Raw genomic sequence first — 12,445 nt, 5'->3', positions numbered from 1 at the left:
CCAGTTACGCCTGACGACCATAGCGAGCGTGAACCACCTGATCCCTTGCCGAACTCAGTAGTGAAACCGCTTAGCGCCGATGGTAGTGTGGGGTCTCCCCATGCGAGAGTAGGTCATCGTCAGGCACCTATACCAAAAATCCCCCAGGGCTTACGCCTTGGGGGATTTTTTTTGCGTGAAGGTTAGGTTGTGAGGGGAAAATAGTGAGGAGAGGGGTAACACCTCACACCTCACTTATACATCCCTGTGGTGTTGGCAGATGCCACCGGCCCAGGTTTCATAAATAGCGCGGTCGTCCGCCAACATCATTAATGCAAACAGTCGCTCGCCGAGCGTAGTGCAATGACTGATACGCCGAGATAGTAGCGATGTTGCTTGGGTGTCAATCACCACGAAGTCAGCTTCCAGTGTGGGGGCCAACTGACCGATGTGGTTATCCAGCGAGAGCGCTTTTGCATTGCCCATGGTTAAGCCATAAAAGCCTTGCCAGGCGGTAAGCGGCTGGTCACCCAGTTGGCCCACTTGATAGGCTGCTTTAAGCGTTCCAAAGCCCGATAAATCAGTGCCTGCACCGATATCGCTGGCAAATGTGTATGCCATCCCCGTCTGTTTGGCTGCCTCACGGTCGAATAGCCCGCTACCCAGAAAAAGATTGGAACTGGGGCAAAAAGCAATATTGGCGCCTCGATCCGCCAAGCGTTTACGCATGCCGTTATCGAGGTGAATGCCGTGAGCGAAGGTGCTGCGTGGGCCAACCAAGCCTGCTTCTTCATAAACCGCTAAGTAGTCATGGCTACCCGGGAACAGTTTTGCCACCCAGTCTAGCTCCCCGCTGTTTTCCGCCAAGTGCGTCTGTAACCAAAGGGTTGGATCATTACGCAGAAGGGCACCGGCGGCATCCATTTGTGTTTTGGTAGAGGTGGGCGCAAAACGTGGTGTGACGCTATACCCCAACCGCTGTTTGCCGTGCCAATCCTCTATGAGCCGTTCAGTATCGTTAATGCCTGTCGCGCCATCTAGTAAGGCATCAGGTGCGTTACGATCCATTAATACTTTGCCGACCAACATACGAAGATGGCGTTTTTGACAGGCGGTAAAGAATGCATCGACCGAATCTGGGTGGCTAGAGCCAAATACTTGAGCTGTCGTAGTACCCGCGCGGAGCATTTCATCTAAAAAAGCGTTAGACAGCGCTTCTGCATGGGCATGATTAGCGAAACGGCACTCTTCAGGAAAGGTGTAGTCGTTAAGCCAATCTAATAGTTGGCGCCCATAGGAGGCCATGATATCCAGTTGGACATAGTGAACGTGAGTATCGATAAACCCGGGCATGATAAGTTTGTCACGGTAATCAAGCACGTCACTACCCTTCGGTAAAGACGGTGCCAACTCATTGAAGTGACCAACTGCATGAATGTGTTGCCCTTTCAACCATAGTAAACCGTCGCCGTAATGCTCTAAGCTGCCCGAATCCGGTGTGTCACCACTGCCTGGGTCGCGTGCAAAGCTAACCAATTCAGCGCGGATAAACGTGTCGATTAAGGAATTCATATCAACTCGCGGTAGTGGGATGTTCGTCAAAGAGAGTACGCAGGGCTTGGGGTTCAAGGCCGCGGATATTCGGATTGGAAGGCGTATCAGTTAACCACAGCAGCTCGGTCACTACTGTTAAAGCAATCGCGTAGGGAGTTTTATTGCTGAGCTTCGTAGCATGAATGCGACCAATGGGGCAGCGTACGCGTGCAATGTGATCCGCGGAGTATCCTTGGCGTTTAAGTCGTCCTTCAAAGCTTGCCCATTTGCTATCAGAGCCAATGAGTCCGATTGACGCAATATCATCGCGTTTAATTAGCGCTGCGATTAAGGCATAGTCCTCATCATGGTTGTGGGTCAATACCAACACATGAGTGTTGGTAGGCAAGGCGGCAACACTTTGCGTTGCATCGTGTAGCGAATAACAGTGAAGTCGCGACTGCTGGTACTGTCCGTCAAAAGCTCCGCTGCGGCTATCGTGCCAATGGAGCTGCCAGGGTAGTGGGGCACTAAGCTTTGCAATTTGCTGCCCTACATGGCCTGCTCCAAAGATAGCCACATGGGCAGTCGCTCCAGGAAAGGCTTCTAAAAGGATATTCACAAAGCCGCCACAGCACTGCCCGCTGCGTCCACCCAAAGAGAAGGCTTCTAATCTGAGCCCGTAGCGTTGTTCAGTCAAGCAGGCACGAGCGGCGGTAATAGCTTGCCACTCAAAAGTACCGCCCCCCAGTGTATCGAAGATAGCATCGTCGGTGATCACCATGCGAGCACCAGGCTCGCGGGGGGTGGAGCCTGCGCTGGTCACCTGCGTGGCTAGTACATGGGGAATACCGTCGCGCTGTAAGCGGTGCAGCGCCGCATGCCAAGTTTCCGTGGATTGAGTATCACTCACAGCGCTTTCTTCCTGGTGGTGTTAGCCGCCAGCATGACTCGTTCAGGCGTGGCCGGTGTATCTAAGTGGGGAGATGTGGCGTAATCAGTAAGGCTTGAAAGCGCGTCACGCAGGGCTGACCAAACGCAAATTCCCAACATGAAAGGGGGCTCGCCTACCGCTTTTGAACGATAGAGACTGGCCATTGAATTAGGATGACCTTCCAACAGGGAGACGTTGAAAATAGCTGGCAAATCACCAAAGGTAGGAATTTTATAGGTCGCAGGACCATCACTGACCAATACGCCTTTATCATTCCATTTAAGCTCTTCGCTGGTGAGCCAGCCCATTCCCTGGATAAAACCACCTTCGATTTGCCCAATATCAATAGCCGGGTTTAGTGAGTCACCCACATCGTGCAGGATATCAACACGGTCTACTTGGTACTCTCCGCTCAAAGTATCGACCCTGACTTCAGCCACCGCCGCGCCAAACGCATAGTAATAAAAGGGGCGACCCTGACCGACTGAGCGATCATAGTGAATCAGCGGGGTGGCATAAAAGCCTCTTTCAGACAGCGATATGCGATTGAGATAAGCCGTTTGTACTAATTCTCCCCACGGAACGCGACGCTCGCTTTCGCCCAATCCGGCCACCAGCATACCGTCTTCCAGGCGCATGCCTTCCCGATCCAGGCCTTCTGAATAGTGCTCGGCGGCAAAATCGAACAGACGTTCACGCAATTTACCGGCCGCATCCCGTGCGGCCATCCCGTTTAAGTCTGCACCACTGGAAGCGGCGGTTGGTGAAGTGTTGGGGACTTTATCGGTTCGCGTAGCGGTAATGCGCACTTTGTCTAAATCGAGTCCCAGTTCCCTGGCCACTACCTGGCAAATCTTGGTATGCAGCCCTTGGCCCATCTCGGTACCGCCGTGATTAATCATCACGCTGCCGTCGGTATAAACATGCAGCAGGGCGCCTGCCTGGTTAAGGTGCTGAGCGGTAAATGAAATACCAAATTTCACCGGGGTAAGTGCCAGACCTTTCTTAATAACCGGGCTGGTGGCGTTAAATTCACTGACCGCTTTGCGTCGTGCCCAGTATTCGCTGTCGTTTTCTAGCGTTTCAACGAGTGTATGCAAGAGTTGGCGTTGATCAACATGCTGGCCGTAGTGGGTCACCTCGCGGCCATCGCGGTAGAAGTTGCGCTTGCGAACGGTCAGTGGATCTTCGCCAACCTGGCGGGCAATATCATCCATGGCCGCTTCGATGATCATCATTCCCTGGGGACCACCGAAACCCCGAAAGGCGGTATTGGAGGCGGTGTGGGTTTTGGCCCGATGGCCTATCACCTGGGCATCTCCCAGAGAGTAGGCGTTGTCGGCATGAAACATGGCGCGATCAACGATAGCGTCGGAGAGATCCGGCGAGTAGCCGCAGTCACCGATCACGGTGACCTCACCCCCCTGAATAACGCCTTCAGCATCAATAGCGAGCCGGTAGCGGTTATGGAAGGGGTGGCGTTTGCCCGTGGCGCGCATATCTTCACTGCGCGGTAAGCGCAGGCGAACCGTTTTGCCGGTGCGACGGACAATGATCGCGGCAATACATGCCCAGGGAGACGCCTGAGTCTCTTTGCCACCAAAGCCACCGCCCATGCGGCGGACTTCCACAGTGACAGCGTGAAAAGGAATATCGAGCACCTCGGCCACCAGCTTCTGGGTCTCGCTGGGATGCTGGTTGGAAGTGTGGACGATGACACCCTCATCTTCGGTTGGGTGAACCACGCAGGCCTGGCCTTCTAGGTAGAAATGTTCTTGCCCGCCGACGAAGAGTTCGCCTTCAACCAACTGTTCTGCTTGGTTGAGCGCCTGTTGCCAATCACCACGGGTTTGCACATGGGGCGGGCGCACAAACTCCTCGCGCTCCGTCGCGGCCACCGGGTCTAAACTAGCGGGCTGCTCATCGATGCCAATGGTGGCTAACTTGACGGCTCGGCGTGCCGCCTGCAACGACGTTGCTGCAACGGCGAACAGGCATTGGCCTGCGTAGCTGATTTCCTGATCGACAAAAATAGGATCTCCGGGAAAGACCGGACCGATATCGGTATGCCCTGGTACTTCATGGAAAGTAATCACATCGACTACTCCCGGCGCCTCTTTGACCTTGCTGATATCAAGCTGCGTTAAGGTGCCGTGCGCGACTGGCGATAGGCCTAATGCCACATGCAAAGTATCGGCAGGCAGGATCAAGTCATCAATATAAGCAGCTTTGCCGGTAACGTGTTTCTGGGCGCTTTCGTGAAAGCTTGCGCTGCCCGCCTGGCGTTTGCCGGTACTGTCGACCGTATGGCGTGCCAAGGGGCCAGAGCCTTGAATGTGATCGTGTAGTTCACGGCGGGCACGACTGCTATCGCTGTCCAGTTTAGTGAGCGTACGCATGGAGCATCACCTCGTGGTCGGACGCTGAGAGAGAAAGATAGAGGCGTTCAAGCAGGTTTTTGGCGGCTTGCTGACGATAATGCTGACTGCCTCGTACGTCGCTCATGGGGTGGAAGTCGTCATCAAGTGCCTTCTGAGCGGCGCGAAAAGCTGCTTGAGTAATGGTATTACCTTCGAGCGCAACTTCGGCACCTTGCGCGCGTTTTGGAATAGCGGCCATACCGCCAAAGGCAATCCGCACATCACGTAAAACATTCTGTTCAACGCGATAGCTAAAGGCCCCTAGTACTGCAGAGATATCATCTTCGCGACGCTTGGATAGCTTCCATACGCGCAGTTGGGTGTCTTCAATCGCCCGCGGAATGAATATTCGTGAAATGACTTCATCAGCCGCCAGCACGGTCTTTTTATAATCCAGAAAAAAAACCTCAAGCGCTAAGCAACGTGTGCCATTTGCGCTGGCAAGTTCTACGTGGGCGCCCAAGGCGAGTAGCACGGGAGGGGTATCGCCAATGGGAGAAGCGTTGGCAATATTGCCACCCAGCGTTCCCCGGTTCCGGATCTGCTGAGAACCTAGACGGTGCAGAAGGTGGGCAAACGCTGGAAAGTGCTCTTCAAATAACGGTTCGAGCCGGGTATAGGTCACGCCAGCACCAACCCACCAGCCGGTTTGTTCTTCCAGCGTTGCTTCTTCAATGGTTAACAGCTCAGCAACACGAGTTATGTCAATAAGCTGTTCCAAGGGCATTAATCGTTGGGTACTTTCAAGCCACAAATCTGTTCCGCCTGCGACAAGTCTTGCTTGCGGCGCTTTAAGGCGCAGTTGAGTTAATTCTGCCAGGGTTTTGGGCTGAGCAAAAAATGAAGTTCCCACTGCGGTATCAGAGAGAGCTGGATGGCCCCCTACTTCTGATAGCGTCGCGTCATACCAGTGTGGTCGCTCAAAGGGAATGTCACGCATGCGCAGAGCCGCATCACGAATAGGGCGATAGCCAGTACAACGGCACAAGTTGCCGCCTAGTGTTGCTTCAAGTCGCGTTTGTGACAGTTCTTGATACCGTTCTTGAGACCGTTCTTGTGACAGCTCTGGCGTTAGTGGGAAGGGGCGCTGGGTAAGGGACTCATGCAAAGTGAAAAGCGACATTACGATACCCGGCGTGCAAAAACCGCACTGGCTGCCATGGCACTCGATCATTGCTTCTTGTGCTGGGTGTAAGTGTTTCTCTGTCCCAAGCCCTTCAACGGTAACAAGGTGCTTTCCCTGCAACTGATGGGCTGGCGTAATGCACGCATTAGCGCTATTAAATATTTGCCTTTCTGCTGCTGGCTCACCAATCGCAACCGTACATGCGCCGCAGTCTCCCGAAGCGCAGCCCTCTTTCGTGCCGGTGTGAGCTAAATGCTCACGTAATAAGGTTAAAATGCTCATGTCTGATGAAACATCAAGCCGTTGAGGGGTACCATTGAGCAGGAACGCAATCGTTGCCATGCCAAACTCCACTGTTATTGTATAGACCGAGATCGTGCTGACCGATCGGTCAATGTGATTTGAGCTTGGTACAAAACGCCCTGCCTTGCAAGTATTTGATCACCGCACCGGACTGGGGCAAGCTTATACTGAATGCCAATTTTTAGTGCAATTAGTTAGTCAAGCTACACGACCAAGGAACATCGTTAATGAGCGCCGTAACTACCAATCCTGAAACCCCAAGCCGGGAAAGAGTCGAGTCACATATTCTGCAGGCTGCTGAGCAGGTATTTTCTCAGTACGGGTACCGCGGGGCGAGCTTGCAAGTGATTGCTGATAGAGCTGGTCTCCCAAAGGCCAATATTTTGTATTATATGGGCAGCAAACAAGAGCTTTATATACGGCTACTTAATCGCATGATGAGTCGATGGAACGAAGTCCTTGAAGATATTACGCCTGATAGTGACCCGGCGACGGTACTTAGTGATTTTATTCGCACTAAAATGGTGCTTGGTCAGCGCTATCCCGAAGGTTCAAAACTCTTTGCGGCGGAAATTTTAGCCGGTGCTCCCTTCTTAAATGATTATCTGGCGGGAGAGTTGCGCGATTGGGTAGCTTCTCGAGCCGCGATCATTCGCCAGTGGTCGGCACAAGGAAAAATGGATGATGTCGATCCGCGCTGGCTGATTTTCCTGATTTGGTCTGCCACCCAGCACTATACTGAATATAGTGCGCAAGTGTCCGGTATTCTAGGCCGGGATGCGTTAAGTGACGATGACCTTGAGTCAATATCGACCTTTCTTGAGCACGTGATCCTTAAAGGCTGTGGCCTAAGCGTACCGGCAGTTGTTCAAGCACCGCATATAGATGAAGAGTGTGCTTCCCATAAATCAACACCTTGATCATCTGAAAAACGTGCTTGATTACAGCAACCGTTTAATACTGATTGCCCAGCCGGGGGCGGGTAAGACGACCCGCGTTCACCGCCCCTGAACTGCTAAAACTAAATGAAGTACACTCCTCTAAAGGCCTACCTTTGTAATTACGCTATGCAATGGCTAGTCCGCACTGCGTTTTTCTGGAATCTCATCAGGGATGCGATAGCGTACGCCATCTACCTGTTCTTCTTCATAGCGACGATTTTCTTCTTCCGGCACAACGCCGATCACGGTTTTCTGTGAGCCGTCCGGCCATGTGTAAGTAGTACACCCCGCTAATAGCACCAGTGGCGCAAGAGCAAAAAAGGGTCTGAACCGCAATGTGGGACGATGCTTGAGCATGTGGTACTCCTTTGGTAGCACTTAATCCTATCGATAAATACTAGTATGGCATATTAAGAAGCTATAGAGTGGTATTTAGTTAGCTGTAAATACTTAGTTTTCCGGTTTAATTTAATGTGATAGTTATGCCAGACTGAAGTGAAAATAATTAAATTTTTTAGCTTGGAAGAACCTGCGCTAGGATCTCAAAAAGTTCGGAGGTTTTATGTGGACGGTAGTGAAGTCCGTGCTCGCAGCTCTGCTGGGCGTTCAGAATAACCGAAATCGGCAAGAGGATTTCAGTAGTGACAAGCCGGGCGTCTACATTGCCACTGGGGTAGTGATTACGCTGCTATTTGTTTTGTTGCTTGTCTTTCTGGCAACGTTGGCGGCCCGCTGAGAAGCGTTGATAGGTTGAAAGAAGCAAAGCGTGACGAATGCTGCATATTTTCTATACTGCTAATATCTCATTTAATGCTGTCCTAATCTAACGATAAGCAATAACAACAACAAACCTGGAGGTACCTATGCGTTCACGGTGTTGGTGGCTACTGGTCATGACGTTTGCTGCGAGTGGGTCGCAGGCTCAGACGAATGGCTGGAATATGCCCGTTGGTGTGACTGATGTTAGTGGTGACATCTACGGCTTACACATGACCATTTTTTGGATATGTGTCGTGATTGGCGTGCTGGTATTTGGGGCTATGTTCTACTCCCTATTTCGTTATCGTCATTCTAAAGGCGCCAAGGCCGCCAACTTTCATGAACACACCAGTGTTGAAGTGTTATGGACCGCTATTCCAATATTAATTTTGGTTGGTATGGCAGTGCCAGCTACCGCTACCCTGAAAAATATGTATGACGCTTCAGACGCAGAGCTAGACGTTATGATTACCGGTCAGCAGTGGCGCTGGCGCTACGAGTATCTTGGCGAGGATGTGGCGTTTACCTCGAATATGAGTACGCCAAGAGCGCAAATTAGCGGCGAAGAGGCGCGCGGCGAACACTATTTACTAGAAGTTGATGAGCCGCTGGTTTTACCGACTGATCGCAAAGTACGTTTTCTGATGACCTCAGACGATGTTATTCACTCCTGGTGGGTGCCGGACTTAGCGGTAAAGCAAGATACAATCCCCGGTTTTATCAATGAAAACTGGGTCAAGATTAATGAACCGGGTATTTATCGTGGCCAGTGCGCCGAGCTATGCGGTATAGACCACGGCTTCATGCCGGTAGTGGTACATGCCATGGAAGAAGAGGAGTTTGATGGTTGGCTGGCCGAGCGAAAGGCGGCTGCTGAAGAAGAGGCGATGGGCGTTGATCGTGAGTGGGAAATGGAAGAGCTAGTAGAGCGTGGTGAGTCAGTTTATCAATCGATCTGCTCCTCTTGTCATCAGGCTGAAGGGCAGGGCTCTCCGCCAGCATTTCCTGCACTAGCCAATAACGAACAGCTAATAAGCGATGTGGATTGGCATCTTGATAAGGTGATCAACGGCGTCTCGGGCGCGGCAATGCCCGCTTTTCGTAGCACCTTGAATCCGGTTGAATTGGCCGCTGTGGTCACTTATACACGCAATGCCTGGGGTAATGATACTGGAGATGTGGTGCAACCTTCTGAAGTGGCCGAATTAATTGCCCAATGATCTTGGTTTGTCACTCAATCAGAAAACAACAATATTTTGGAGAGTCACATGGCGCCCAAACTGCCTCCTCAGCCACCACTACAACATAGCAATACGGCCGTTGCCGATAGCCAAAGTCATGGTCACGCGGCACCTCCAAAAGGGATCTTGCGCTGGCTATTGACGACCAACCATAAGGAGATTGGCTCCCTTTATCTGATTTTTTCACTGACGATGTTTTTTATCGGTGGAATATTCGCCCTAGTGGTTAGGGCCGAGCTTTTCCAGCCAGGCCTGCAGTTGGTTGAACCTGAGTTTTTTAACCAGATGACTACCATGCATGGTTTGATAATGGTGTTTGCGGCTGTCATGCCAGCATTTACAGGTTTGGCTAACTGGATGATTCCGCTACAAATCGGTGCGCCAGATATGGCATTGCCTCGACTGAATAACTTCAGTTTTTGGCTCCTGCCAGTAGCGTTTACGTTGTTACTTTCTACGCTGTTTATGCCCGGTGGGGGGCCAAACTTTGGTTGGACGTTCTATGCACCGCTGTCGACGACATATGCACCACCTTCTACAACCTTCTTTATTTTAGCGCTCCATATTGCCGGTATTAGCTCTATTCTCGGCGCCATCAACATAATCGCGACCATTTTAAATATGCGGGCGCCGGGTATGCGTTTAATGGATATGCCGCTATTTGTCTGGACATGGCTGATTACGGCCTTCCTGCTTATCGCGGTGATGCCGGTACTGGCCGGGGTCATCACTATGATGCTCATGGATATTAATTTTGGGACCAGTTTCTTTGATGCTGCAGGTGGTGGGGATCCGGTGCTGTTCCAGCACCTATTCTGGTTCTTTGGGCATCCAGAAGTTTACATTATGATTTTGCCTGCTTTTGGTATCGTTTCGGCAATAATTCCTACCTTTGCACGCAAGCCTTTGTTCGGTTATGCATCGATGGTGTATGCCACGGCAGCCATTGCACTACTGTCGTTTTTAGTCTGGGCTCACCATATGTTTATAGTGGGTCTCCCCCTGGTGGCAGAGCTGTTTTTTATGTACTCCACCATGCTGATCGCCGTGCCTACGGGGGTTAAAGTATTTAACTGGGTTACTACCCTGTTTCGCGGCTCAATTAGTTTTGAATCCCCAATGCTATTTTCTCTGGCCTTTGTGGTGCTATTTACCATTGGCGGTTTTTCAGGGTTGATGTTGGCGATTGCTCCGGCAGACTTTCAGTATCACGACACCTACTTTGTGGTTGCTCACTTTCACTATGTTTTGGTGCCTGGGGCTATCTTCGCCATTATGGCGGGGGTGTATTACTGGCTACCTAAATGGACGGGGCATTATCCCAATGAAAAGCTGGCCCAGTGGCATTTTTGGTTCTCGATTATTGGTGTCAATCTAACGTTCTTCCCCATGCATTTCGCGGGCTTGGCAGGAATGCCGCGGCGAATCCCCGATTATGCACTTCAATTTGCGGACTTTAACCTGCTTTCAAGTATTGGCGCCTTCTTCTTCGGTGCGTCACAGCTATTGTTCGTGCTGGTCGTCATATTGTGCGTTCGTGGCGGTAAAAAAGCCCCGGCCAAAGCTTGGGAAGGAGCGGAGGATTTAGAGTGGACAGTACCCAGTCCCGCGCCACTGCATACCTTTGAAACGCCTCCCGTGTTTCATCGAGCATCCCATTAAAGATGGCATAAACCACAGCGGTTTTTAGGCCGAAGAGGTGTTATGGACAGACGAGAGCAGGCTCAAGTGGGGGTGCGTCGCACGGTAATAAGGACATTGGCCGTGCTGGTAGGCATGTTTGCCTTTGCCTTTGCATTAGTGCCGTTATATGACGTCTTTTGCCAGATCACAGGGATTAACGGCAAAGTTGATGCCACTGCGCAGAGTATTGTGCATGAGGGGGTAGATGAATCGCGTTACATCAATGTGCAATTTATCACTCGAGGTAGTCCAGGGTTGCCGTGGCAGATGAGCGTAGAGACGCGCCAGATGAGCGTTCATCCAGGGCAAATGGCGGAAGTTGATTTTACTTTTACCAATAATAGCCATAGTGAAAACTGGGGGCGGGCAGTTCCCAGTGTTTCACCCTCCAGGGCCACGACTCACTTGCGAAAAATCAGTTGCTTCTGTTTTGAAGAGCAGCAATTAGAGGGCGATGAGCGTTTAACCATCCCGCTTGTTTTCCAGTTGGCACGAGACCTGCCTGAAGACATCAATACTATTACCTTGGTCTATACCCTCTATCCAGTCGATCGAGTCATTCAAAGCGTCTCACTGGATAATGCTCTACAAAGCAATACGTTAAATGATTCCCAGAGCGATCTCAGGAATGACCTCAAGAACAATAAAGTGGTGGGAGAAACGATATGAGCAGTGGTAGCTATTACGTTCCAGCGAGTAGCCGGTGGCCTGTTCTTGGCTCAGTAGCCCTAGGGGCCATGATGGTTGGCACCGGCGTGAAGCTAGTCTATGACACCGGCTTGCCATTAGTCCTAATCGGTGTGGCGGGAGTTATTGCCGTTATGGGACTTTGGTTCCGTGACGTTATTAGTGAGTCTCGTGGAGGGCTTTACGATGCGCAAATGGATCGTTCATTTCGCTGGGGTATGGCTTGGTTCATTTTTTCAGAGGTGATGTTTTTCGCAGCATTTTTCGGCGCACTGTTTTACGTACGAATGTTCGCCATTCCTTGGTTGGGTGGTGAAGGTGCCAAAGGCGTCTCGGCGCTTCTATGGCCAGATTTTGTCGCTACTTGGCCGTTGCTCAGTCCCCCTGATTCTTCTATCGCGGGGCCCCAGCAAGTTTTTAGTCCCTGGCAGTTGCCGTTAGTTAATACACTTATTCTGATTACTTCCAGCATTACTTTAACGGTTGCCCACGAAGCCTTAAAAGTGGGTTATAGGGAGACGTGCCGCAACTGGCTGGCGGGAACCGTGTTGCTAGGCTGCTGCTTCATCATGATTCAAGGCATTGAGTATTATGAAGCCTATGCGCACTACGGTATTACCTTGGAAGCCGGGATTTTCGGTGCAACGTTCTTTATTTTGACTGGTTTTCACGGTGTGCACGTGATTATCGGTACATTAATTTTAGCCACCATGCTTGTTCGCATCGTAAAAGGGCACTTTGCCCACGAAAACCATTTCGGTTTTGAAGCCTCTTGCTGGTATTGGCACTTTGTTGATGTGGTTTGGGTTGGGCTATTTATTTTTGTGTATGTTTTGTGA

Annotated in this window: 11 protein-coding genes and 1 rRNA gene; 7 read left to right on the top strand and 5 right to left on the bottom strand. The window is 51.2% G+C overall.

Annotation, left to right across the window (positions count from 1 at the left end; all coding sequences use genetic code 11):
- Positions 1-9 precede the first annotated feature (9 nt).
- Positions 10-125, top strand: a 5S ribosomal RNA gene (gene rrf / locus QT230_RS16745).
- A gap of 109 nt (positions 126-234) precedes the next feature.
- Here rrf and guaD read toward each other — a convergent pair.
- The 4 genes from guaD to xdhA are packed head-to-tail and all read right to left on the bottom strand — an operon-like array spanning position 235 to position 6,334.
- The gene (gene guaD / locus QT230_RS16740) at positions 235-1,551 is read right to left on the bottom strand and encodes a guanine deaminase (RefSeq protein WP_308323223.1); all 1,317 of its coding nucleotides are present in this window, start codon (positions 1,549-1,551) and stop codon (positions 235-237) included.
- A gap of 1 nt (position 1,552) precedes the next feature.
- The gene (xdhC, locus tag QT230_RS16735) at positions 1,553-2,425 is read right to left on the bottom strand and encodes a xanthine dehydrogenase accessory protein XdhC (protein ID WP_308323222.1); all 873 of its coding nucleotides are present in this window, start codon (positions 2,423-2,425) and stop codon (positions 1,553-1,555) included.
- Complete coding sequence (gene xdhB / locus QT230_RS16730) at positions 2,422-4,845, bottom strand: xanthine dehydrogenase molybdopterin binding subunit (protein ID WP_308323221.1); 2,424 nt, start codon at positions 4,843-4,845, stop codon at positions 2,422-2,424. The genes xdhC and xdhB overlap by 4 nt, the downstream gene beginning before the upstream one ends.
- Positions 4,829-6,334 carry a xanthine dehydrogenase small subunit gene (gene xdhA / locus QT230_RS16725; RefSeq protein ID WP_308323220.1) on the bottom strand — a complete coding sequence of 502 codons (1,506 nt, stop codon included), beginning with the start codon at positions 6,332-6,334 and terminating at the stop codon, positions 4,829-4,831. The genes xdhB and xdhA overlap by 17 nt, the downstream gene beginning before the upstream one ends.
- Before the next feature lie 188 nt (positions 6,335-6,522).
- On the opposite strand from xdhA, the gene QT230_RS16720 reads away from it, so the two are divergent.
- Positions 6,523-7,215 carry a TetR/AcrR family transcriptional regulator gene (locus QT230_RS16720; RefSeq protein ID WP_308323219.1) on the top strand — a complete coding sequence of 231 codons (693 nt, stop codon included), beginning with the start codon at positions 6,523-6,525 and terminating at the stop codon, positions 7,213-7,215.
- A gap of 156 nt (positions 7,216-7,371) precedes the next feature.
- On the opposite strand, the gene QT230_RS16715 is transcribed toward QT230_RS16720, so the two are convergent.
- Entirely contained in the window at positions 7,372-7,593 is a 222-nt protein-coding gene (locus QT230_RS16715) for a hypothetical protein (RefSeq protein WP_308323218.1), read from the bottom strand.
- A 205-nt stretch (positions 7,594-7,798) separates the two neighbouring features.
- Between QT230_RS16715 and QT230_RS16710 the strand changes: the two genes are divergently transcribed.
- The 5 genes from QT230_RS16710 to QT230_RS16690 all read left to right on the top strand — a co-directional run bounded on the left by QT230_RS16710 (position 7,799) and on the right by QT230_RS16690 (position 12,445).
- Positions 7,799-7,972 carry a DUF2970 domain-containing protein gene (locus QT230_RS16710; protein WP_308323217.1) on the top strand — a complete coding sequence of 58 codons (174 nt, stop codon included), beginning with the start codon at positions 7,799-7,801 and terminating at the stop codon, positions 7,970-7,972.
- 127 nt (positions 7,973-8,099) lie between these two features.
- A complete protein-coding gene (coxB, locus tag QT230_RS16705; RefSeq protein WP_308323215.1) occupies positions 8,100-9,215 on the top strand; it encodes a cytochrome c oxidase subunit II in 1,116 nt (371 codons plus the stop codon).
- A 48-nt stretch (positions 9,216-9,263) separates the two neighbouring features.
- On the top strand, positions 9,264-10,898 hold the full coding sequence (gene ctaD / locus QT230_RS16700; protein WP_308323213.1) for a cytochrome c oxidase subunit I: 1,635 nt from the start codon (positions 9,264-9,266) through the stop codon (positions 10,896-10,898).
- Positions 10,899-10,940: 42 nt separating this feature from the next.
- Complete coding sequence (locus QT230_RS16695) at positions 10,941-11,588, top strand: cytochrome c oxidase assembly protein (protein WP_308323211.1); 648 nt, start codon at positions 10,941-10,943, stop codon at positions 11,586-11,588.
- Entirely contained in the window at positions 11,585-12,445 is an 861-nt protein-coding gene (locus tag QT230_RS16690) for a cytochrome c oxidase subunit 3 (protein ID WP_308323209.1), read from the top strand. Before QT230_RS16695 ends, QT230_RS16690 begins: the two co-directional genes overlap by 4 nt.

Source organism: Halomonas sp. SpR8, assembly GCF_031010195.1.
GTDB lineage: Bacteria > Pseudomonadota > Gammaproteobacteria > Pseudomonadales > Halomonadaceae > Vreelandella.
This window is presented reverse-complemented; position numbering and strand designations above follow the sequence as displayed.